Annotated in this window: 20 protein-coding genes; 11 read left to right on the plus strand and 9 right to left on the minus strand. The window is 63.2% G+C overall.

Features of this window, described 5'->3' with window-relative positions; all coding sequences use genetic code 11:
* Window positions 1-112 precede the first annotated feature (112 nt).
* Window positions 113-619, plus strand: coding sequence for a GNAT family N-acetyltransferase (locus AWB81_RS14820; protein WP_374730490.1), 507 nt, complete (start codon window positions 113-115; stop codon window positions 617-619).
* Between the two features lie 82 nt (window positions 620-701).
* On the opposite strand, the gene AWB81_RS14825 is transcribed toward AWB81_RS14820, so the two are convergent.
* Window positions 702-896: a hypothetical protein gene (locus AWB81_RS14825; protein WP_062636542.1), complete on the minus strand. Its 195-nt coding sequence runs from the start codon at window positions 894-896 to the stop codon at window positions 702-704.
* Window positions 897-1322: 426 nt separating this feature from the next.
* On the opposite strand from AWB81_RS14825, the gene AWB81_RS14830 reads away from it, so the two are divergent.
* Window positions 1323-2117, plus strand: a complete 795-nt coding sequence (locus AWB81_RS14830) for an aspartyl/asparaginyl beta-hydroxylase domain-containing protein (RefSeq protein WP_143753572.1) — start codon at window positions 1323-1325, stop codon at window positions 2115-2117.
* Here the strand turns inward: AWB81_RS14830 and AWB81_RS14835 are convergent.
* Window positions 2114-2545 (minus strand): hypothetical protein, encoded by a 432-nt coding sequence (locus AWB81_RS14835; RefSeq protein WP_062636546.1) that lies wholly within the window; start codon window positions 2543-2545, stop codon window positions 2114-2116. The two genes, AWB81_RS14830 and AWB81_RS14835, sit on opposite strands and share 4 nt — an antisense overlap.
* A gap of 226 nt (window positions 2546-2771) precedes the next feature.
* Here AWB81_RS14835 and AWB81_RS14840 point away from each other — a divergent pair, with 226 nt between their 5' ends.
* From AWB81_RS14840 to AWB81_RS14850, 3 genes are read left to right on the plus strand one after another with little or no spacing between them, the layout of a single operon-like run.
* Window positions 2772-3230, plus strand: coding sequence for a (2Fe-2S)-binding protein (locus tag AWB81_RS14840; protein WP_062636611.1), 459 nt, complete (start codon window positions 2772-2774; stop codon window positions 3228-3230).
* A gap of 1 nt (window position 3231) precedes the next feature.
* Entirely contained in the window at window positions 3232-5472 is a 2241-nt protein-coding gene (locus AWB81_RS14845; RefSeq protein WP_062636547.1) for a xanthine dehydrogenase family protein molybdopterin-binding subunit, read from the plus strand.
* A gap of 11 nt (window positions 5473-5483) precedes the next feature.
* Complete coding sequence (locus tag AWB81_RS14850; RefSeq protein WP_062636549.1) at window positions 5484-6761, plus strand: c-type cytochrome; 1278 nt, start codon at window positions 5484-5486, stop codon at window positions 6759-6761.
* Window positions 6762-6905: 144 nt separating this feature from the next.
* Here the strand turns inward: AWB81_RS14850 and AWB81_RS14855 are convergent, their stop codons facing one another.
* Window positions 6906-7556: a response regulator transcription factor gene (locus tag AWB81_RS14855; RefSeq protein WP_062636614.1), complete on the minus strand. Its 651-nt coding sequence runs from the start codon at window positions 7554-7556 to the stop codon at window positions 6906-6908.
* A gap of 618 nt (window positions 7557-8174) precedes the next feature.
* Here AWB81_RS14855 and AWB81_RS14860 point away from each other — a divergent pair.
* The 5 genes from AWB81_RS14860 to AWB81_RS14880 all read left to right on the plus strand — a co-directional run bounded on the left by AWB81_RS14860 (window position 8175) and on the right by AWB81_RS14880 (window position 13345).
* Window positions 8175-8525 (plus strand): DUF4148 domain-containing protein, encoded by a 351-nt coding sequence (locus AWB81_RS14860; RefSeq protein ID WP_062636552.1) that lies wholly within the window; start codon window positions 8175-8177, stop codon window positions 8523-8525.
* 102 nt (window positions 8526-8627) lie between these two features.
* Window positions 8628-9434 (plus strand): alpha/beta hydrolase, encoded by an 807-nt coding sequence (locus AWB81_RS14865; RefSeq protein WP_062636554.1) that lies wholly within the window; start codon window positions 8628-8630, stop codon window positions 9432-9434.
* A 245-nt stretch (window positions 9435-9679) separates the two neighbouring features.
* Complete coding sequence (locus AWB81_RS14870) at window positions 9680-10390, plus strand: SDR family NAD(P)-dependent oxidoreductase (RefSeq protein ID WP_062636556.1); 711 nt, start codon at window positions 9680-9682, stop codon at window positions 10388-10390.
* Between the two features lie 49 nt (window positions 10391-10439).
* Entirely contained in the window at window positions 10440-10682 is a 243-nt protein-coding gene (locus AWB81_RS14875) for a tautomerase family protein (RefSeq protein WP_062636558.1), read from the plus strand.
* A gap of 266 nt (window positions 10683-10948) precedes the next feature.
* Window positions 10949-13345, plus strand: coding sequence for a two-partner secretion domain-containing protein (locus AWB81_RS14880; protein WP_087134990.1), 2397 nt, complete (start codon window positions 10949-10951; stop codon window positions 13343-13345).
* 116 nt (window positions 13346-13461) lie between these two features.
* Here AWB81_RS14880 and AWB81_RS14885 read toward each other — a convergent pair whose 3' ends face one another.
* The 5 genes from AWB81_RS14885 to AWB81_RS14900 form a co-directional block, all read right to left on the minus strand.
* On the minus strand, window positions 13462-14772 hold the full coding sequence (locus tag AWB81_RS14885) for a glycosyl hydrolase (RefSeq protein WP_062636562.1): 1311 nt from the start codon (window positions 14770-14772) through the stop codon (window positions 13462-13464).
* A 665-nt stretch (window positions 14773-15437) separates the two neighbouring features.
* A complete protein-coding gene (locus AWB81_RS45705; RefSeq protein WP_159938901.1) occupies window positions 15438-15575 on the minus strand; it encodes a hypothetical protein in 138 nt (45 codons plus the stop codon).
* A gap of 11 nt (window positions 15576-15586) precedes the next feature.
* Entirely contained in the window at window positions 15587-16687 is a 1101-nt protein-coding gene (locus tag AWB81_RS14890; RefSeq protein ID WP_062636564.1) for an NAD(P)H-dependent flavin oxidoreductase, read from the minus strand.
* Window positions 16688-16739: 52 nt separating this feature from the next.
* On the minus strand, window positions 16740-17651 hold the full coding sequence (locus tag AWB81_RS14895; RefSeq protein ID WP_062636566.1) for a LysR family transcriptional regulator: 912 nt from the start codon (window positions 17649-17651) through the stop codon (window positions 16740-16742).
* 279 nt (window positions 17652-17930) lie between these two features.
* Complete coding sequence (locus AWB81_RS14900) at window positions 17931-19442, minus strand: CoA-acylating methylmalonate-semialdehyde dehydrogenase (RefSeq protein WP_062636568.1); 1512 nt, start codon at window positions 19440-19442, stop codon at window positions 17931-17933.
* A 107-nt stretch (window positions 19443-19549) separates the two neighbouring features.
* Here AWB81_RS14900 and AWB81_RS14905 point away from each other — a divergent pair, with 107 nt between their 5' ends.
* A complete protein-coding gene (locus AWB81_RS14905) occupies window positions 19550-20491 on the plus strand; it encodes a LysR family transcriptional regulator (RefSeq protein WP_062636569.1) in 942 nt (313 codons plus the stop codon).
* Between the two features lie 27 nt (window positions 20492-20518).
* Here the strand turns inward: AWB81_RS14905 and AWB81_RS14910 are convergent, their stop codons facing one another.
* Window positions 20519-21565: an alpha/beta hydrolase gene (locus tag AWB81_RS14910; protein ID WP_062636572.1), complete on the minus strand. Its 1047-nt coding sequence runs from the start codon at window positions 21563-21565 to the stop codon at window positions 20519-20521.
* Between the last annotated feature and the right edge of the window lie 43 nt (window positions 21566-21608).

Consider the following 21608-nt stretch of genomic DNA (forward strand, 5'->3'; position numbering starts at 1 on the left):
ATCAGCAAGGGACGTTCCGCAACGGGCAATGGCGCAATCACGCCATCGCGCGATGCCATTAGACTCCGAAAGAGCGCACAAAGGAGCGAACTGCGCCGACGGAGCAACAAACATGAGCCATCGAATGACAGAGATCCGCGCCGCGCAGTTCCCCGAAGACGCCGAACGCGTTCGAGAGATCTTCCGCGAATATGCGGATGGGCTGGGCGTCGACTTGTGCTTTCAGGACTTCGATACGGAACTCGCGACGCTGCCCGGCAAATATGCCGCGCCAGGTGGCCGCGTTCTGCTTGCATGGGACGGTGAACGATTGACGGGCTGCGTGGCGTTGCGCCCGCTCGACGCCGGCATCTGCGAGATGAAACGCCTGTACGTGCGCGAGGCGGGCCGCGGACAGCAACTCGGCAAACGGCTTGCGCAGGCCATCATCGAAATGGCGCGCGAGTCGGGCTATGAGCGCATGCGTCTCGACACGCTGCCGGTCATGAAGACGGCGCAGCGCCTCTACGCGTCGCTCGGCTTCGGGCCAATTGGAGCTTATGTGTTCAACCCGGTCGAAGACACGCTCTATCTGGAACTCGACCTGCGTGCGCAGCAGGCGTCGCAACTGCAAACCTGAGTGCAAAGAAAGGGACCCGTCACCGGCGAGATGCCGCACTCGCATCGACATCTCGCCGGACGACCGCTGGCCTTGCTTCGGATCAGAGCGGATGCAGCTTCCCATCGAGATCCATCGACCACTTCGAGCCATCGCCGAACGTGAGGACACCGTTAAGGGCGTCGATGTGAGTCGGCTTGCCGGCTGGCTCCTTCGGCGAGCCACCGACGATACGGACCATATCGGAGGAAGCGAGTTCTTCGGTGCGCTGCAGATCGTCGATCTTCATGTTCGTCATGACGGTTCTCCTGATGAAACGGTTATCGAGCTAGGGTTGGACTTCGTAGTGAGCATGTATTGACGTGCTCGTCAGGCTTATTGCATCGGGTATGCCAGGCGCTTTGCGACACCCGCCAATCCTTGGTAAGCCATTGATAACAAAGACCTGTCCTGCACGATCAACCGTCAGCCAGGCTGCCCGGAACGTTCCTCCAGACGCGTGCGGCCCAACAGCCGGACACGAGGCTGTTGGCCCACATGCGACACTCCCCGAAAGCTCGAATCACCGGGCGCCTCGACCGTCACGGCGATGTGAACGCGGCGGCTCGCGACCCTCGCCTGCCGGTTGCCGCCGCACAACGCTTTTTTGACATGCACCCGTCAGTTTCATGACATCTCGAATATCATTCTCCCTCGACGGCGGGTTTTCGTTGGAGACGACATTTTGAAGCCCAAACATCTCGTCTTGATGGTGCTGCTCGGAGGTCTAGTCTCACTCAAGCCGGTGGCCGCGCTGCCCGTCGCGGTGCTCGTCGCCATCGGTATCTGCGATTTCCAGCGCAGTCGCCAGTTCGACGCGCGCAGTTGGCGCCGCTATTTCCTCGGCAACGGACTCCTGACGTGGGCGCTCGCGCCGCTGAATCTCCTCGTCGACGCCCTGTGCCGGCGCAACTTGCGCATCTACCGGCTTGCCGATCTGCCCGCCGGCCATCGGGAAGAAATCGCGTATGTGATCGACGCGTTCCGGCAAAACCTGCCGCTCGTCGAACAGCTCGCTCCGCAAATGACGAGCAAGCGCCGCGGCATGTGCTTCGCGCGCTGGTACGGCAAGCCGCTCGACGGATCGCTCGCCATGCCGGCGTTCCAGCGCGACTTCCGCTACGTGCAGACAATCGGCTGCTCAATCTTCAACCGCCGCCAGCGCACCTCCGTTCACTACGGACCGTTGCGGCTGACGCTGCGCTGCCTTTACAACCTCGATCCCGCAAGCGGCGACGACGTGTTCATCGAAGTGGCGGGCAGGCGCCACTACTGGCGCGACGACCCGCTCTTCATCTTCGACGACACCCTGGTGCATCAGTCCGTCAACGACTCGGACCGACTGCGCTACTGCATCTTCCTCGACGTGCTGCGCCCGAGCCCGTTCCCCGCGGTGCTGTGCCTGCTCGTGAGGTGCGTGCGCACGACGGTCGTTTCGGCGCGGCGCGTGTTCTATGCGAACTGGGACATGATCCGCTAGGGAGATGATGGACGCTCGGGCGGCTGCGGGTTGTTCGCAGGATTGGTGTCGAAGCGCGCGATGCGCTCGATCCCTGCGCCCGCGCCCAGCGCCCGCAGTTCGCTCTCGAGCGCGTCGGTAACTCCCCTCCCGTAGACCTCTTCGCCGTCGACATACACGGTAAACACACGCAGATACTTCGCCTTCTTCGCGGGATCCTCGACGGTCGCCTTCGTCCATGCGTACAGCGGATAGCCGTCCGTGCCCCGAGCTTGCGCTTCGTCGACGTAATCCATGAAGGCATAGAACTGGCACTTGAGCGTTGCGCCGTGTTTGCGCAGCACGTCGAAGAGCGGTTCGTGCTCCGGCCGTGCGAGACCCTCGCGCAGCGCAGCGGCCAGTTCCGCCGATGCATCGAGTCTCAGTTGAAACTGCCATCTGTCGTCCATCGTGTCTCTCCTCTCGCCCGCCGGCACTAGCGTCCGCGGCGCGTTGCTGGCCTCGAAACCGCGCCGGGTGCGGCTCCCTCCGTCGTCGAAGCGCAAAAAACGGGTTTCTGCTACAAAGACTTAATTCGTCTCCAGCATGACCGAAAACGGCGTCGCGCGCTGCAAGGCGGCCGTCGCCGAGCAGGATCTGCAACGCACAAAAAACAACCCCACAACGGAGCTGAACATGGCAATCACGCTGAACGTCAATGGCGAGAGCCACGACATTGACGCGCCTCCCGACATGCCCCTGCTTTGGGCGATCCGCGATCTGGTCGGGCTGACCGGCACGAAGTTCGGCTGCGGCATCGCGCAATGCGGCGCGTGCACGGTCCATCTCGACGGCGCCGCCGTGCGCTCGTGCGTGCTGCCCGTCGCGGCAGTGGGCGGCCGCAAGATCACGACGATCGAAGCCGTCAGCGGCACGCCCGCCGGCAAGAAAGTGCAGGACGCCTGGAAGGCACTCGACGTCGTCCAGTGCGGCTACTGCCAGTCCGGGCAGGTGATGTCGGCGGCGGCATTGATCGCGGCAAACCCGAATCCGAGCGACGCGGACATCGACGCCGCGATGGACGGCAACGTCTGCCGCTGCGGCACGTACAACCGCATCCGCGCGGCGATCAAGCACGCCGCGAAGGGGGCGTGACATGTCGCAAGGACTGATCGATGCGCAAAACGGCCGCGCACCTGACGCGCCCAAATCCGGCCTGACGCGCCGAACGTTCCTGAAGTTCGGCGTATCAGTCGGCGCCACGGCGGGCGGCGGCCTGCTGCTCGGCTTCAGCTTCTCCGCCGTGGGCCAGCCCGCGCCCGGCGTCAAGTCGGTCGTCAGCGGCGACGGCAACGAAGCACCGCAGGACGGCGTGTTCCAGCCGAACGCGTTCGTGCAGATCGACCGTGCGGGCAAGGTCACGCTCGTGATACCGAAGGTCGAGATGGGACAAGGCGTCTACACGTCGATCCCGATGCTGATCGCCGAGGAACTCGAAGTGCCGCTCGACAGCGTGGCGGTCGCGCACGCGCCGCCGAACGATGCGCTGTTCACGGACCCGCTGCTCGGCGGCCAGCTGACGGGCGGATCGACGTCGATCCGCTACGCGTGGGAACCGATGCGCCGCGCCGGCGCGACTGCCCGCGTGTTACTGGTCACGGCGGCGGCACAGCAGTGGCAGGTCGACCCGGCCACCTGTCACGCGGAAAGCGGTCAGGTGAAGCACGCCGCGAGCAGCCGGTCGATCGCATACGGCGATCTCGTCGAGGCCGCCGCGAAGCTGCCGGCTCCGCAGAACGTCGCGCTCAAGGACCCGAAGGATTTCAAGCTCGTCGGCACGCAGGCGAAGCGCATCGACTCGCCGGAGAAAGTCGACGGCACCGCCGTGTTCGGACTCGACGTGCGCCTGCCCGGCATGAAGTACGCGGCCATCGTGAACTGCCCGGTGTTCGGCGGCACGCTCGCGAGCGTCGACGACACGGTCGCGAAGAAGGTTCCGGGCGTCACGCAGGTCGTGAAGCTAGACAACGCGGTGGCCGTGGTCGGCGACCACACGTGGGCCGCGAAACGCGGCGCGTCGGCGCTCGTCATCGCGTGGAACGAGGGCAAGGGTGCGAACCTGCAGATGCAGCACCTGATCGACGACCTTGCGAACGCCGCGAAGCGCGACGGCGCGGTGGCGCGCAAGGAAGGCGACATCGACGGCGCGTTCAAGGATGCCAAGACGCGCGTCGATTCGGTCTATCAGCAGCCGTTCCTCGCGCACGCGACGATGGAGCCGGTCAACTGCACGGTCCACGTGCGCGCCGATGCGTGCGACGTCTGGGTCGGCACGCAGGTACCGACGCGCGCCGTCGATACCGCGAAGAGCGTCACGGGCCTGCCCGCCGAGAAGATCACGATCCACAATCACCTGCTTGGCGGCGGCTTCGGGCGGCGGCTGGAGACCGACTTCATCGCGAATGCGCTCAAGATCGGCAAGCAGGTCGATGCGCCGGTGAAGGTCACCTACTCGCGCGAGGAAGACATCCAGCACGACATGTACCGGCCGTACTACTACGACGTCATCTCGGCCGGGCTCGACGCGAACGGGAAGCCGGTGGCGTGGAAGCATCGCATTGTCGGCTCGTCGGTGATGGCGCGCTTCGCGCCGCCCGCCTTCAAGAACGGGCTCGATCCCGATGCCGTTGAAGTCGCATCCGACCTGCCCTACGACCTGCCGAACCAGCTGGTCGATTATGTGCGGCAGGAGCCACGCGACATTCCCACGGCGTTCTGGCGCGGCGTCGGACCGACGCGCGGCACGTTCGTCGTGGAGAGCTTCATCGACGAACTCGCGGTTCAGGCGAAGATCGATCCCGCCACGTACCGTCGCAACCTGCTCGGCAAGACGCCGCGTGCACGGGGCGTGCTCGACGTCGCGACGAAGGCGGCGAACTGGGGCAACACGCCGCCGCAAGGACAGGGGCGCGGCATATCGGTGATGCATGCGTTCGGCAGCTTCTTCTCGATCGTCGCGGACGTGAGCGTCGACAACGGCGAGGTCGCCGTGAACCGCATCGTGTGCGCGGTCGATTGCGGAATGGTCGTGAACCCGAACACGGTCGAGGCGCAGATCCAGGGCGGCATCATCTTCGCGATCACGGCGGCGCTTTACGGCGAAGTCACGATCAAGGATGGCCGCGTCGAGCAGAGCAACTTCACCGACTACCGCATGCTGCGCCTCTCGCAGACGCCGCCGATCGAAGTGCATATCGTGAAGAGCACGGAGGCGCCCGGCGGGATCGGCGAACCGGGCACGGCGGCGCTCGCGCCCGCGCTCACCAACGCGATCTACGCCGCGACGGGCAAGCGCCTGAAGCAGTTGCCGGTCGGCCGTCAACTGCACACCGCGTGAGGGGAACCGACATGCCAAGAAAAATCCTTGCAGGCATCGGCCTTGCCTTCTCTCTTGCGGCTTCGTCGAGCGCCAGCGCGGCCACCGCCGACGATGCGCTCGTCGCACGCGGCGCGTATCTCGCGAAGGCCGGCGATTGCATTGCGTGTCACTCGGCGCCACGCGGCAAGCCGTTCGCCGGCGGCCTGCCGATGAACACGCCGATGGGACGCATCTATACGACCAACATCACGCCCGATCCGGAGACGGGCATCGGCAACTGGAGCGAAGAGGAGTTCGACGGCGCGCTGCGACGCGGCGTCGCGAAGGACGGCCACAACCTCTATCCGGCGATGCCTTACCCGTCCTACGCGAAGGTCCGCGACGACGACGTGAAGGCGCTCTATACGTACTTCATGAAAGGCGTGGCGCCCGTCAAGCAGGCAAATCGCGAGTCGGACATTCCGTTCCCGCTCAACATGCGCTGGCCGCTCAAGCTCTGGAACGTCGTCTTTCTCGGGAAGGCCGTGTATCAGGACAAGAGCGGCAAGGACGTCGCCTGCAATCGCGGTGCGTATCTCATTCAGGGACTCGGTCATTGCGGCTCGTGCCACACTGCGCGCGGCATCGCGTTCCAGGAGAAGGCGCTCGACGAGAGCGGCAGCGCGTTCCTGACGGGCGGCCTGCTCGACGGCTGGTTCGCGTCGAACCTGACCGGCGAATACAACGTCGGGCTTGGCCGCTGGTCGGAAGGCGATGTCTCGCAGTTCCTGAAGACCGGTGCGAACAAGCATGCATCCGCATTCGGCTCGATGACGGACGTGATCAACCACAGCACGCAGGGCATGAGCGACGAGGACATCACGGCGATGTCGCGCTATCTGAAGTCGCTGCCCGCGTCCGGCGGCACGAATGCGCCACGCTATGCGTACGATCCGAACGTGACGAAGGTGTCGCTCGCGCATCCTGCGGTCGATGCGGGCGCCAGGGTTTATACCGCGTACTGCATGCATTGCCACGGCGTCGACGGGATGGGCTTTGCGCCGATGCTAGCGCCCCTTGCGGGCAATCCGAACGTGATGGAGAAGGACGCGTCGTCGCTCATCAACGTGACGCTGAATGGCACGCAGGATCTGGTGATTCAGGGATTGCCGTCGGCGTATCCGATGCCGAAGTACGCACCGACGCTCTCGGACAAGCAGATCGCCGATGTGCTCACGTTCATTCGTGGGGGGTGGAATAACGGCGCGGCTGCGGTGTCGGTCGAGGATGTCGCGAAGTTGCGCAAGTCGACGCAAGCCGCGAAGTGAAAATCGCTGGCGCTCGGCGGTGGTCGTCTAACACCGCCCGATGCGCCAGCGAAGCACGTCGCACAAGCCGGCGCGTACTTCGACCGGCTCACGCCTCGGCTGGGACGTCAACGGCGGCCGCTTCATGCGTCAAGTGCGCGCCGCTCAGCGCTGCGGCGTTTCCGATTGCGCATTCTCGTCCCACACGGCCATCACGTCGCGCACCAGCGCGGCGATGGACGACGCGCCAAGCTTCTCCTTGATGCTCGCGCGATGGACGTCCACGGTCTTCACGCTGATCGAGAGATCGGCGGCAATGCGCTTGCTGCCTTTTCCATCGACCACACCGCGCAGCACCTCCCGCTCGCGTGCCGTCAGCGAGGCGATCCGCTTCTTTAATTCACGCCGCTTCTGACCGGCTGCATGACGCTGTGCCGCGAGCTTCAACGCCCGCTGCACGCGGTCGAGCATCTGCTGCGAGTTGTAGGGCTTCTCCACGAAATCGATCGCGCCGTTCTGCAATGCGCGCACCGACATCGGTATGTCGCCATGACCGCTCACGAAGATGATCGGCAAGGTCGCGCCCTGTTCGTTCAACGCGCCCTGCACGTCGAAGCCACTCGCCTGCGGCATGCGCACGTCTAGCACAAGACACGCTGCAATCGCGGGATCGAACGCGGCAAGAAACTCGGCGGCGCTCGCGAAGCAGAGTGACTTGATTCCCACCGAGTCCAGCAGCCACGACAGCGAGGTGCGCATGCCCGCATCGTCGTCGACGATATAGACGAGGGAGGGGGTCGAAGGTGATGAAGTCATCGGCGACTCGGCAATGCAGGGATTCGTGGCGAACGGCGCGCTTCCCGCAAGGCGCTTTTCGCCCCACGGTGCGTCATCTTGAAATTGCATCATAACCAGACGAGATCGAACTGCAAAGCATGAATACCCGAGTACGGGAGACGGCGCGTTGAACCGATCCGCCCTCATACCTGCGTATGACCCGATAAACCGTACGGCTCACCCGCTCATCCCAAGGGCCGAGTTTCTTCACGCAGACGAACATCCCACCCTCGCCCGGGCTCATCCGGATGTATCCGCGCATACCACGATCGTTCGCTCTCGACGGCCCTTTGTAGGTCTAGGTTCGGGCCGGAAGCCGGACTACATTACGTCCATGGCAGAACCTGCAATCGATCCAACGTTCAGCCAGCAAAAAAATAACTTCGGGACAGTGGATTAATTCGCCGCTAACCGTGTTCACGTAAGTATGACTGCCGCAAGGCAAGTCTTTTCAATGTTGGGATAGGCAAAGGCGATGTCAAGCGTCTATTCCAACTTACATCAATACGGATGACTAACCATAATCCTAAATCTGCATGACCGTTTTCATGCATTGCCAGAACGTTCCAATCACATCTTTCCAAGGAGTATCACGTCATGAAAAAGCTTCTCGTCAGTCTCGCCTTCGCTGCCGGCGCATTCGCTCTTCCCGCTCTGAGCTTTGCTCAATCAAATGGCCCGGTGACACGCGCCGAAGTTCGCGCCGACCTCGTGCAACTGGAGAAGGCCGGATACAACCCGGCGGTCGCCAGCGACGCGGACTATCCCGCGGACATCCAGGCGGCCGAAGCGAAGGTCGCCGCCCAACATGATCAGACCCAGGCGAAGCTTGGCTATGGCGGCGTCGCGCAAAACGGCACGTCCAGTTCCGGCAAGGCGTCGCACACCGCGATGAATTCGGCGTGCGTCGGCCCGGCAAGCTTCTGCAAGCTCTACTTCGGCAGCTGAGCACCCCGGACGGGATGTCGTGCCGACGGCCGCAGGCACGCCATCCCGCAGTTCCAAAGGTCGGTCGGCCATCCCTGCATGTCTTATCTCTGCAATCGATCCATGGAGTTCCCAGTGAATACTTTGTCGCGCGCGGCTTCGGTCCTCGCCTTGTCTGCTTCCATTTTTTCATCGGCGGGTGCGATGGCGCAGGACGCCCAGCACAACGCCACGACAGTCAGGAATATCGTTTTGGTCCATGGCGCATGGGTAGATGGTTCCGGCTGGAAGCCCGTCTATGACATCCTCACGCGCGATGGCTTCCATGTCAGCATCGTGCAGGAACCTTTGACCTCGCTTGAAGACGACGTCGCGGCGACAAAGCGTGTCCTCGACCTGCAATCCGGTCCGACGATCCTCGTAGGCCATAGCTATGGCGGCTCCGTCATCACGGAAGCCGGGGTTCATTCGAACGTCGTGGGCCTGGTCTATGTCGCCGCTCATGCGCCGAATGTCGGCGAAGACGAGGCCGCGCTCGGCAAGGGCAAACCTAGCTATACATCCACGCAGACAGGCGCAGTCGAAAAGACCAATGACGGCTTTACATACCTGAATCCCGCCGTTTTTCCGAAGGACTTCGCCGCCGACCTGCCGCTCAAGCAAGCCCAGTTCGAATCGCGCGCGCAGATCCTGACCGCCGCGAAGGTCTTCTCGGCGCCGCTGACCGCGGCTGCCTGGACCTCGAAGCCGAGTTGGGGCATCGTCGCGGCCGACGACAAGATCATCAGCCCGGACCTGGAGCGCTGGTACTACGCGCGCGCGCACAGCCACACCACCGTCATTCCCGGCGCGAGTCATTCGGTGTACGAGTCGCGCCCGAAGCAGGTTGCCGCCGTCATCGAAGACGCAGCGAGACACGCGGAGCAATAAAGCCGGGCACTGCGGCGCGGCCCCCCGGCTGCGTCGCGTCGTGTTTCGTGCGCTCACAAATCGAACTGAAAGCGATCGCCGCCGTCGTTTCCGGCCGGGAAGCAATTCCATTTGTTCTCGCGACTCAAAACTGTTTGTCCGTGGCGGGTGTACGCAACACGCCTCAATAAGCCTAGATTGGCATCCATCGGCGCCGTTGGCCCGATCGGCAACACAGCCAAACTACTTATTCGAGGTTACGCATCATGAGCAACTCACAGAAAGTCGTCGTCGTCACGGGCGCATCGCAAGGTATCGGCGCCGAACTGGTCAAGGCTTTCCGCGAACGCGGCTATCGCGTGGTCGCCACAGCGCGTTCGATCAAGCCGTCCACGGATCCGAATGTCCTGGCGATTGCCGGCGACATCGGCGATCGCCAGGTCGCACAGCGCGTCATCGACGAGGCCATCGAACGCTTCGGCCGCATCGACACGCTCGTCAACAACGCGGGCATCTTCATCGCGAAGCCGTTCACGCAATACACGGCGGAAGACTACGCCGCCATTCTCAACGTCAACGTGAACGGGTTCTTCCATGTGACGCAACTGGCCATCGCCGAGATGGAAAAGCGTGCCAGCGGCCATGTCGTCCAGATCACGACGAGTCTTGTCGACCACGCGGTCAGCGGCGTACCCTCGGTGCTCGCATCGCTCACCAAGGGTGGCCTCAACTCGGCGACGAAATCGATCGCTATCGAATATGCCAAGGCCGGAATTCGGGCTAACGCAGTGTCGCCCGGCATCATCAAATCGCCGATGCATGCGCCCGACACGCACGAGGCTCTGGGTGCGCTCCATCCCGTAGGCCATATGGGCGAGATGAGCGACATCGTGAACGCGGTCCTGTATCTCGACTCCGCACCGTTCGTCACCGGAGAAATCCTGCACGTCGACGGCGGTCAAAGCGCTGGCCATTAAATCCAGTCGGGGCATCCGTGCGGGTGCCCCTCTTTCGAAGGAGCGCAACATGCCTATCGTCACAATCCAGGTTACCCGCGAAGGGAACAAGCCCGGCACCGATGCCGTCACGGCGGATGAAAAAGCGCAGCTCATCAAGGGCGTCAGCGAGTTGCTGCGCGATGTGCTGAACAAGCCACTCGAAGCCACCTTCGTTGTAATACAGGAAGTCGAGAAGGAAAACTGGGGCTGGGGCGGATTGCCCGTCGATGCTTATCGTGCGCAGAAGGCGTCAAAGACAAGGCAATCGTGATTGCACGCCTAAATATCGTCATATCCAGCCAGCCCCCCCTTCGACCATGCGGTGCACGGCGCTTGCACTTTAGCAGCGCCGTCGCAAGCCGCGTCGGCCACCCGTTACGCCGACTTATCGTCTCGCCAAGTCCGCTAAGCGTGCCACGTGCGTGCCCTCCTTTTCCCCTCTGGAAATTCGAATTTGCTCTGCTACACTGCGTTCGACGGTGATGGATAACAACTTAAAGAATAGTCAACGGGGACATCCGCGCACTGGAGGAGTACATGCGGCATTCCAATTACCGTCCTGAGAGCGCCAAGGCGCTCGGCTTCGTCGTGGGTCGCACGCGGCCTTTGAGGCTTCGACCCTTAACGGCCCTCGTGGCCCTGAGCATGGGCATCGGCATCGATGTTGCAGATGTGTTCGCCGCTCCGCCCTTGCCGCAGAACGGCCAGTTCGTCGGCGACACGGGCACGATCGCGCGCAATGGCGCGAATCTCGACATCACACAGTCAGGCGCACGCGGCATCATCGACTGGAAGAGTTTCTCGATCGGTGCGGGACGCACGGTGTCGATCGACAACGGCTCGGGCGCGACGCTCAATCGCGTCACCGGCAATGCGATGTCGACGATCGACGGCACACTCAAGGCCACCGGCAGCGTCTATCTCATCAACCCGCATGGCGTGCTCATCGGCCGCAGCGGCGTGATCACGACCGGCGGACGCTTCGTCGCCTCGACGCTGGACGCCGACAACAACGCCTTCATGAGCGGCTTCGACTATCTGTCGCTGCAGGGCACTTCCAATAGCGCAGTCGTCAATCTCGGCAAGATCAGTTCGAGCGGCGGCGATGTGTTCCTCGTTGCGCGTCGCGGTGTCGTGAACGCAGGCACCATCGATGCACCCAACGGCACCGCCGAACTCGTCACCGGCAGCCAGGTGCTTCTGTCCGACTACGTCTACGGACCACAGGTGTCGGTGGAGATGCCAAGCCACCACGGTCGGGTCATCAACGTCGGCGCGGTGCAGGCCGCGCAGATCAACCTGCAGGCCGCCGACGGCAACATCTATGCGCTCGCGGGCAAGAACAGCGCGCTGCGCGCGACCGGAACCGAGACGCGCGAAGGCCACGTGTGGCTGGTCGCCGATGGCGGCACCGTCGATGCACGCGGTGCGAACATCGCCGCACGGAACGCGGACGGCAGCGGCGGCACGGTCGACATGAACGCCGATACGTTAAAGGTGGCCGGTGCGAAAGTCAGCGCGGCGCAGTGGAACCTCACGTCGCCCGAGTTCACGATCGACAAGCCGACTGCAGACACGCTCGCAGCCAGCCTGTCGCACGGAACGTCGGTTGCGATCGACGCGACAGGCGCCAACGACGCAAGCGGCGATATCGGCGTGGGATCGTCTATCAGATGGCAAGGCGCATCGTCGCTCACGCTCAATGCCTATCGCTCGGTGAGCGTCGCGCCGAACACGACGATCGCCAACACCGGCGCCGGCAGCCTGACGGTGCGCGCCGACGCAAACTCGATCGACAACCGCGGCAGCGTAACGAACAACGGCACGTTCGACTGGTCGCGCAGCACCGGAATCGTGACGGCGCTTTACGACATGAACGGCAGCTACAAGCCGGGCACCATCGTCACGAATGCGTCATGGACCCCGGCGCCCTTCAGCGGACTCGTCACGCAGGTCACCGGCTATCGGCTCGTCAACTCGGCCGCGGACCTGAACGCGGTCAACAACAACCTGGGCGGCAACTATGCGCTCGGCACGAGCTTCGATCTCGGCTACGCGCCGAACGCGGTACCGGCGATCGGCAGTGCGGCGAGACCGTTCACCGGACAGTTCGATGGCATGGGACATCTGCTCAGCAGCCTGAACGTGTCCGACACGTCGTCACAACCCACGACCGCCGGAACGGGGCTGTTCGCGGTCATCGGCAAGACAGGTGTCGTGCGCAAATTCGTGATTGCAGGCAGTACCGCATCGTCCTCGCAAGGGCCGGTCGGGCTGCTCGCAGGTGTGAACGACGGGCGTGTGGTCAACGTCGGCACCACGGGCTCCGTGACGACGAGCGCCGCAACGGGCGCGGCAACCGGCGGGCTCGTCGGCGTCAACCGCGGGTCAATCGAACGCGCGTGGAGCGGCGCGGCGACTTCCGGTCAGGGCGAGATGGGCGGCCTGGTCGGCGAGAACGACGGGATCATCGCGCAGTCGTATTCGCTCGGCTACGCGAGCGGCGATGCGCGCAGCCAGGTCGGCGGACTGGTGGGCGCCAATCGCGGCACGATCAGACAGTCGTATTCGAGCGGCTCCGTCGATGGGGGCAACTATCTTGGCGGGCTGGTGGGTAATAACGGCGGCACGATCGAGCAGTCGTACACCACGTCATCGGTGACGCCTGTCGGCGCGGGAACGCAGCGGCCGGGCGGCATCGCCGGCAATAACACCGGCACGATCGCCCGCGATGTCTACTGGAACGCCGACACGTCCGGCGCGCTTGTCGGCGCCGGAGCCGGCACGGCCGCCCCTGCCTCCAGCCGGATGACGACCGCGCAGATGAGCGACCCGGCAAGCTACGGTCCGAGATGGGACTTCAGCCCCACCGGCACCTGGGCCTTGCCGCCGGGTTATAACGAGCCGGTCCTTCGTTGGTTGGTCGGTCCCTGAACGCGATCGCGTCGCGGGTGCGGTGAGGGGCCGAAATCGATCCGTGCGGTACGCCCGCCTGCTACAAGAGGCGCGGCGTCACCGGCACGGCAGACGGTTTTCCGTGAAGCGATCAATCAGGAAACCGGGTTTGCAGCGACGAAGTTCTTGAACGCGGCGTAGGCCGGGTTCTTCGTCGCGCCGTCTGCCTGAATCAATCCATAGCTTGAATCGATCATGCAGTACATCATCACCGACTGCAGGTTGTACTTGTCCTTGATCGAGCGATATTCGGTGAGCGTCTTCGTGACATAGTCAGCGGCCGTCTGGCCCTGATCGACGCCACCGGTCCAGCCCCATTCCGTCAACCAGATCGGCTTGCCGAACGAGTCCTTGAGCACCTGCAGAACGTCCTGGCACGCGTTGTTGTTCCAGCCGCACAGGATGTCGCCCGAGCTGTGATACCAGTGGTACGTCGTGAAGTCCCAGCGAATGGCTGCCGCGTTCGAGAGGCCTGCCGTCGTGCCGTTCGGGGTGACGCCACGCCATAGCATCTGCAACGCGCCATACGCCATCGGGATGCCGACGTTCACGCCGCAGTTGATGGTGGGATCGATTGCCTTCACGCCGTCGATCATGCCGCGGATCACGCCACGGAACGAGCCCCACATCGTCGGGCTCCAGTGGTTGTACTCGCTGCCGTTGCCGCTGATCTTGAGCGCGACGTCGAGTTCGTTGCCGCACTCGATGTACTTGACAAGTCCCTTCAGCACCTTCGTGCTACCGACAGCAAGGTTGTAGCCGAGCGTATAGGACGTGGATTCGGAAGCATTGGGACTCCAGCCGCACGAGAGCGGATTGAGAACCGGAAGGATCGACACGCCGCTGTTCGCGAACGGACCACGCAGCGCGTCGGCGATCACTTGCGCCATGCCATCGCTTGCGACGTCCGCACGATAGTTGGTGACGCCGAGGTCCTTGAGCATCGCGAGCTGGGCGGCCGGGCCCAGCGTCTTGTAGATGCCGGTGCCGTACGCCATGTGACCGTTCATGCCGTAGAAAAGCGGCGCCGCTGCGGCAGGAGCCGCTGCCGCCGTCGTGCGCGGGTCGACCGTTCCGATCGAGGTCCACGTACTGCCGTTCTTGTACCACGTGCCCGCCGAGTTCTTCGCGTAGATCACGCCGCCGTACCAGAGGATCAGGGAAAGCGGGCTGGACGAACCCGTTGCGACTCCCGCACCGTTCTTCGTTACGCGGCTGCTGACCAGCGTCCACGTATTTCCGGAAGCGTCGACGATCGAAGTTGCCGAGGGAATGACCGTTCCGTCCGGCGATGCCGAAGTGGTAGCGGCCTTTGCAACACCTGTGACGTCCGCGCCGGATTCGGCAATATCGCCTCCACCACCGCAAGCGGCGAGCGCGGCGCTGCCCGCACCGGCCATCAACATGGACAGGAAATTTCGACGTGATACGGAAGACGTATTGAGTTCGAAACGATTCGAATCGGCAGTTTCGACTTTAGCGGCGGGAGAAATGGCGTGTCGCATCGGTAGTATGTGCGTTAGTACTCAGGAGGCTTGAGTATATTTGGCAAAAAACTACCGCACTCGTAACACAATGTAACTCTTTGAAGATAGAAAGAAATGTCCTTAACTAATATCGTATGAAGGAAAATACACCCATCGATGTTTAAAATATTCGGTACATATTCCTAATCATATTAATGAACCCGTACTAAGAATGTATAAATGACACGGTAAAAAACACCATTTTCGCGTCTTTGGAAGTTGTGTCGGAAATATGTTCTTGAAATGGGGCGTTCGAAACGCGAGCAGATGCCATTCCCGGCATTGCAGAGGGCGTCGTTTAAATTAAGTCAGATGAATAGCAATGATGGCGTTCTCGGCACGGTCGTTCATTCAGGCCGAAAACGCACAATGTCCGCAAATCCGCCGACGCCAATGATTATTCGGGCCGTCGAGGGGAACGCTGCTTGTGCGGTGAAAGGACTATTTACTGCAGGGACGTTGAACCCACGTCTGCCACTTGAAAGACGGGAACGGTCAAAACCAATGTGATCGATGCCACACCGCAACCTGTCTGCCGCTGCTCGTCAAGGACGCTCGCGCATCTGAAGCGCGGCGGCCATCGCATCGGGCACGTTTACCCTGAAGCGCGCCGCCGGCAAATGAAAATAGCGCTCGCCGTCCTGCCCGATCAGCACCCAGCGCGCGGACGAAAAAATCGGCATCGCAACCAACCTCACGTGCCAAAGCGTCGCAGTCCTTTCACGCATTCGTCGAACTCCGCTTCCAGCTGCGTCATCAGTTCGGCGGCTGGCAAGTGGCGTGCAAGCGCAGCGGCCTGCCCCGCCCATTGCGCGCCATAGCCGAAGTCACCTTGCGCCTTGGCGGCCGCGTGCAGCGCCTTTCCCGCATCGTAGGCAACGGGATAATCCGGCGTTTTCGGCGAGCCCGCCGAGCGCCCCAGTTCGGTGAAACGGTTCACCATGCTGCGTGCAAGGCGGCCCGAGATGGCCGACGTGAGAATGGTATGACGCGCCGCGTCGCTCAGAAGCGCGCGCCGGTATCCGTCGTCGATCGACGTCTCCGGACACGCGACAAACGCGGTTCCGAGCTGCGCAGCCTGCGCGCCGAGTGCGAGCGCCGCCGCGATACCCGCGCCATCCATGATGCCGCCGGCGGCGATTACCGGCAGATCGAAACTGCGCGCGAGCAATCGCGTCAGGGCAAACGTGCCCAGTCCGTCATCGAATGCCTCAAGATCGAACATGCCCCGATGGCCGCCCGCTTCGATGCCTTGAGCGACGATCGCATCGACTCCCGCTTTTGCCAGCTGGCCGGCTTCGGCAACGTTCGTCGCCGACGCAAGCAGCTTGATTCCCGCCTCCTTCAGCGACGAAATCACTTGCGTCGAAGGCAGCCCGAAGTGAAAGCTGACGATGGGCGGCTTCTCTTCGAGAAACACCTTCACCATCGCCTCGTCGCGCCTGAAGCTCGTATAGATCTCGCTCAGCGTCTCGGGCGGGGCAACGCCGAAGCGGTCGAAATGCGGCCTGAGCCAGTTCAGCCATTCGCGCTCGGTCGCCTCGTCGAGGACCGCCGGTTCGTGGCAGAAGACATTGATGTTGAAGGGCTTGTGCGTGAGCGCGCGCGTGTCGCGAATCACCTTGCGCGCGCCTTCGGCGTTCATCGCGCCCACGCCGAGCGAGCCTAGTCCGCCCGCATTCGAAACCGCCGCGGCAAGCGCAGGCGTGCTCACGCCCGCCATCGGCGCCTGGATGATCGGCTTGTCGATGCCGAGCAGTTGCAACAGCGGAGTGTGTCCAGTACGACTGTTCATGTAACGTCTCTTCATTGGGGTTTGTCGAGCATGCGCGAATCGCGCGCTGCGTTCATGCATGCAGTTCTTCGATGAGGAAATCCACAAACGTTCTCACTCTCGAGGACAAGTGTCGCGCGTGCGGATACAACAGGATGAACGGTCGCGTGCAGCCACCGAACTCCCGCAGGACCTCGACCAGCGTTCCGTTCTTAAGATCCTCCGCGGCGGTGAAACGGTAGGTCTGAAAAAGCCCGGCGCCGTGGCGAGCCAGCGTCACGCCCCCCAGCACGTCCCCCGAGGAGCCATAGCCGCCACCCGTCATCACCTCGACGCTCTCGCCGTCCATCATGAATTCCCACGCGATATTCCGGCCGTTGCTCGGCAATTCGTACTGGACGCAATCGTGCCTGACGAGATCGTCGGGCGTCGCGGGCGTACCGGCTTTCTTCAGATACGCGGGCGACGCGACGACGACAAGTTCCGCGTCCTCCAGCTTGCGGGCGATCAGGCCTGAGTCCCGGGGCGCGCGGCCGCGAATCGCCAGATCGAAGCCTTCCTCGGCGAAATCGATATTCCGGTTGCTCAGATGTACTTCGACAGTCACGTCCGGGTATCGCGTCCGGTACTCGGCCATCAGGGGCAGCACGCGACCGTGGCCGTACGGCGTCGGCATGCTGATGCGCAAGACGCCGGCCGGTGTCGTCTGCTGGCCCGTCGCCTCCCGTTCGGCGTCCGCGAGCTGAGTTAGTGCCTGGCGGCAATGTTCGAAGTAGCTGCGTCCGGCATCGGTTAGGCGAATCTGGCGTGTCGTTCGCACGAAGAGCCTTACGCCCAGCCGCTCCTCGAGTCGCGCGACCGCACGGCTCACCGCGGCCGGCGTGACGCTCGCCGATGTTGCGGCAAGCGTGAAGCTCCCCAGTTCGGCTGCAAGGCAAAACAGTTCGATGCTGCCTAGAACCAGGTCGTCGAATTGTCGCTGCATGCTGGCGTTCCTGAAATGCGTCGTTGGCAGCGCTCGCCGGATGACGCACTGCCGCATGCGACGTGTCCGGCGATGGCCGATCCATTCCATCCCCGCGGTCGATTCTCGCTCAAAAATGAATACACCGAAGCATATTCAATTTCAACGATCGGCGGGTCAAGCCGTCGACGGGAACAACATTCTTTACACATGGGAACAGAACACCCAGGCCGCAATGCAAAAAAGGCGCCGCGCGATTCCTCGCACGACGCCCTTCATCGACCTGAAACTGCGGCAGCTTTACTTCGACGTCGGCATCGCGAATTCTGCGCCCTTCTCCGTGCTTTCCGGCCAGCGCTGCATGATCGACTTCTGCTTCGTGTAGAAGCGCACGCCTTCCTCGCCATAGGCGTGCGTATCGCCGAACAGGCTGCGCTTCCAGCCGCCGAAGCCGTGCCACGCCATCGGAACCGGAATCGGCACGTTGATGCCGACCATGCCCACTTCGATGCGGCGGCCGAATTCGCGCGCTACGTGACCGTCGCGCGTATAGCAGGCCACGCCATTGCCGAATTCATGTGCATTCACGAGATCGACCGCTTCGGTGAAGTCCTTCACGCGCACGCAGGCCAGCACCGGCCCGAAAATCTCTTCCTTGTAGATGCGCATCTCCGGCGTCACATGATCGAACAGCGTGCCGCCCGTGAAGAAGCCATCCTCATGACCCGTCACCTTCAAACCGCGACCGTCCACGACCAGCGACGCCCCTTCGTCGACGCCCATCGCGATGTAGCCTTCAATGCGCTCCAGCGCCTGCCGCGTGACGATCGGGCCCATCTCCGCAGCGGCTTCCATGCCGTTCCCGATGACCAGGCTGCGCGCGCGCTCTGCGAGGCGGGGAACGATCTTGTCCGCGACATCGCCAACCAGCACGGCCACCGAGATCGCCATGCAGCGCTCGCCCGCCGAGCCGTAGCCCGCACCGATCAGCGCATCGACCGCCTGATCGAGGTCCGCATCCGGCATCACGACCATGTGGTTCTTCGCGCCGCCGAGCGCCTGCACGCGCTTGCCGTGCTTCGCGCCGGTTTCGTAGATGTAGTTGGCAATCGGCGTCGAACCCACGAAACTCACCGCCTTGATGACGGGATGCGTGAGGATTGCATCGACGACGGTCTTGTCGCCCTGCACCACGTTGAACACGCCGTCCGGGACTCCGGCTTCCTTCAGAAGGCGCGCCATGAAGAGCGACGCCGACGGGTCCCGCTCGCTTGGCTTGAGGATGAACGTGTTGCCCGCCGCGATCGCTACCGGGAACATCCAGCACGGCACCATGCACGGGAAGTTGAACGGCGTGATGCCAGCCACGACGCCCAGCGCCTGCCGCACCGTCCAGTTGTCCATGCCGGTCGAGACCTGCTCCGTGTAATCGCCCTTGAGCAACTGCGGAATGCCGCATGCGAATTCGATGATGTCGATGCCGCGCGAGACTTCGCCCTGCGCGTCTGAAAACACCTTGCCATGCTCGGCCGTGATGATGGCGGCGAGTTCGTCGCGATGCCTGTTCATCAGTTCGAGGAAGCGCAGCATCACGCGGGCACGGCGAATGGGAGGCGTGTCGCTCCACTTCGGAAACGCAGCCTTCGCGCTCGCGACCGCCGCGTCCACGTCTGCCGCCTCGCCCAGCACGAGCTGGCGCGCGCGCTGGCCCGTCGCGGGGTTGAATACCGGCTGCGTGCGCGTACCCGATCCGCGGACAGGTTCCCCGTGGATGAAATGGGTGACGTCGGCGTTGTCGCTGAAGGCTTGCATTTCGACTCCTCTACGTATGATTGGCGTGACGCAAGTGTAGGAAGCTCCCTGCGTCCTGCAAAGACGCTATGATTGAAATCATTGTTTTCCATGGCGAACAATAGGAAATGGATACGCAAAATATCGAGGGCCTGTGGACGCATCTCCACTGGCTGACGGTGCTCGCCGAGCAAGGCACGTATACCGCCGCCGCAGCGCGCCTCGGCGTCAGCAAGGCGGCGATGAGCCAGCGCATCGCGGAACTGGAGCGTGTCGCGGGTGTTCAACTGGTTCAGCGCACCACGCGCAGCGTGCGCTTCACCGAGGCGGGACAACGTCTCGTCGAAAATACGCGGCCGCAGTACGACCAGATCGCGACGAGCTTCGCCACTGTCCGCGAGTTGGCGGGCGTCGCGCGCGGCCTTGTGCGGGTCACGGCTCCGGTTGCATTCGCGCGGCAGCAACTCATCCCGAGAATGGCCGAATTCCTGCGCGCCAATCCGCAAGTCAGCGTTCAACTGGAAGCGTCCGACCGCCTCAGTTCCATTGCGACCGAAGGCTTTGATCTGGCGCTTCGGCACAGCGCGCAGGTGCCCGAGACGCACGTCGCGTGGAAATTGTGCGAGACGCGCTCGGTGATCGCGGCGACGCGTGCGTACATCAAGCGGCGCGGCATGCCGGAGACGCCCGCCGATCTCGCCGCGCACGACTGCCTGTTTTATCCGCGCGGCATGAACGCCGGCATCTGGTCGTTCGAGCGCAAGGCGGGCCGCAAGCCGAGCGCGGGTCCCGTCACGGTGACGGTGAACGGCCCGTTCTCGGCCAACAATAGTGAGGTACTGAGGGATGCCGCGCTCGATGACCTGGGGGTCGCGCTGCTGCCCGATTTCACGGCTCAGGCGGCGATCCGCTCGGGCCGGCTGATCGCGCTCCTGCCGGAATGGCGCCCCGTCGGCGGATTTGCCGACCAGCTATATGTGGTGCGGCCCTATGCGCCGCACGTGCCGCGTGCCGTGGCAGTCTTCGTCACCTATCTGCGCCAGGCATTCGCCGAGGGGTTTTCCCTCTGACGAATGCGCGGCTGCGGCCGGCGTCGGTCAGGCAAGGCGCGCAGCATCGACGACCGCATCGGCGAATGCTTTCGGCGCCTCTTGCGGCAGGTTGTGCCCGATACCGCCGCCAATCGTTCGATGCAGATACTTGCCCGCGAACTTTTTTGCGTACACCGCCGGATCGGGATGCGGCGCGCCGTTTGCATCGCCTTCCATCGTGATGGTCGGAACGGAGATGGTCGGCGCCATCGCCAGACGCTGTTCGAGCGCGTCGTATTGCGGCTCGCCCTCGACGAGCCCCAGCCGCCAGCGATAATTGTGGATCACGACCGCAACGTGGTCCGGATTGTTGAACGACTCAGCCGAGCGATCGTAGGTCGCATCGTCGAAGTTCCATTTCGGTGAGGCGAGACGCCAGATCAGCTTGTTGAAGTCGTGGCGATTGGCTTCGTAGCCCGCACGACCGCGCTCGGTGGCGAAATAGAACTGATACCACCACGCGAGCTCGGCCTGCGGCGGCAGCGGCGCCTTGTTGGCCTGCTGACTGCCGATCAGATACCCGCTCACCGACACCATCGCCTTGCACCGTTCCGGCCAGAGCGCGGCCATGATGTTCGCCGTGCGCGCACCCCAGTCGAAGGCTCCGAGCACGGCCTTGTCGATCTTCAGCGCATCCATCAACGCGATGATGTCGACGGCGACGACGGCCTGCTGCCCGTTGCGAGGCGTATCGGCAGAGAGGAAGCGCGTCGATCCGTAGCCTCGCAGGTACGGGACGATGACGCGATATCCGGCGGCCGCAAGCAATGGCGTGACGTCGGCGAAGCTGTAGATGTCGTAGGGCCATCCGTGCAGCAGGATCACGACCGGGCCGTTCGAGGGACCCGCTTCCGCATAGCCGATATCGAGCGTGCCGGCATTGACCTGGCGAATGGCCGCAAACCCGGCGCGGTGCGCGCCCGCCTTCGTGCTGCCCGTGCCGTCCTTCGATTGCGCTTGAACGAGCCCGCTGAATCCCAGTTCCATCAGGCTGATGCCCGCGACGGTCGTCTGCAGCAAGCGACGACGCCGAGCGTTGACTTGATCCGGCATGGTTTTTCTCCTTTGCGATGTGTCGGTAACGACAGGTTGAGAA

Source organism: Caballeronia arationis (assembly GCF_001544975.2).
GTDB lineage: Bacteria > Pseudomonadota > Gammaproteobacteria > Burkholderiales > Burkholderiaceae > Caballeronia > Caballeronia arationis.

What these genes read in the sequence shown, in the direction of transcription:
- AWB81_RS14860 (WP_062636552.1), top strand. Translation starts at nt 8,175, where the DNA reads ATGAAAAAGCTTCTCGTCAGTCTCGCCTTCGCTGCCGGCGCATTCGCT.
- AWB81_RS14900 (WP_062636568.1), bottom strand. Translation starts at nt 19,442, where the DNA reads ATGCAAGCCTTCAGCGACAACGCCGACGTCACCCATTTCATCCACGGG.
- AWB81_RS14870 (WP_062636556.1), top strand. Translation starts at nt 9,680, where the DNA reads ATGAGCAACTCACAGAAAGTCGTCGTCGTCACGGGCGCATCGCAAGGT.
- AWB81_RS14880 (WP_087134990.1), top strand. Translation starts at nt 10,949, where the DNA reads ATGCGGCATTCCAATTACCGTCCTGAGAGCGCCAAGGCGCTCGGCTTC.
- AWB81_RS14855 (WP_062636614.1), bottom strand. Translation starts at nt 7,556, where the DNA reads ATGACTTCATCACCTTCGACCCCCTCCCTCGTCTATATCGTCGACGAC.
- AWB81_RS14905 (WP_062636569.1), top strand. Translation starts at nt 19,550, where the DNA reads ATGGATACGCAAAATATCGAGGGCCTGTGGACGCATCTCCACTGGCTG.
- AWB81_RS14895 (WP_062636566.1), bottom strand. Translation starts at nt 17,651, where the DNA reads ATGCAGCGACAATTCGACGACCTGGTTCTAGGCAGCATCGAACTGTTT.
- AWB81_RS45705 (WP_159938901.1), bottom strand. Translation starts at nt 15,575, where the DNA reads ATGCCGATTTTTTCGTCCGCGCGCTGGGTGCTGATCGGGCAGGACGGC.
- AWB81_RS14845 (WP_062636547.1), top strand. Translation starts at nt 3,232, where the DNA reads ATGTCGCAAGGACTGATCGATGCGCAAAACGGCCGCGCACCTGACGCG.
- AWB81_RS14910 (WP_062636572.1), bottom strand. Translation starts at nt 21,565, where the DNA reads ATGCCGGATCAAGTCAACGCTCGGCGTCGTCGCTTGCTGCAGACGACC.
- AWB81_RS14885 (WP_062636562.1), bottom strand. Translation starts at nt 14,772, where the DNA reads ATGTTGATGGCCGGTGCGGGCAGCGCCGCGCTCGCCGCTTGCGGTGGT.
- AWB81_RS14820 (WP_374730490.1), top strand. Translation starts at nt 113, where the DNA reads ATGAGCCATCGAATGACAGAGATCCGCGCCGCGCAGTTCCCCGAAGAC.
- AWB81_RS14840 (WP_062636611.1), top strand. Translation starts at nt 2,772, where the DNA reads ATGGCAATCACGCTGAACGTCAATGGCGAGAGCCACGACATTGACGCG.
- AWB81_RS14825 (WP_062636542.1), bottom strand. Translation starts at nt 896, where the DNA reads ATGACGAACATGAAGATCGACGATCTGCAGCGCACCGAAGAACTCGCT.
- AWB81_RS14835 (WP_062636546.1), bottom strand. Translation starts at nt 2,545, where the DNA reads ATGGACGACAGATGGCAGTTTCAACTGAGACTCGATGCATCGGCGGAA.
- AWB81_RS14890 (WP_062636564.1), bottom strand. Translation starts at nt 16,687, where the DNA reads ATGAACAGTCGTACTGGACACACTCCGCTGTTGCAACTGCTCGGCATC.
- AWB81_RS14865 (WP_062636554.1), top strand. Translation starts at nt 8,628, where the DNA reads ATGGAGTTCCCAGTGAATACTTTGTCGCGCGCGGCTTCGGTCCTCGCC.
- AWB81_RS14850 (WP_062636549.1), top strand. Translation starts at nt 5,484, where the DNA reads ATGCCAAGAAAAATCCTTGCAGGCATCGGCCTTGCCTTCTCTCTTGCG.
- AWB81_RS14875 (WP_062636558.1), top strand. Translation starts at nt 10,440, where the DNA reads ATGCCTATCGTCACAATCCAGGTTACCCGCGAAGGGAACAAGCCCGGC.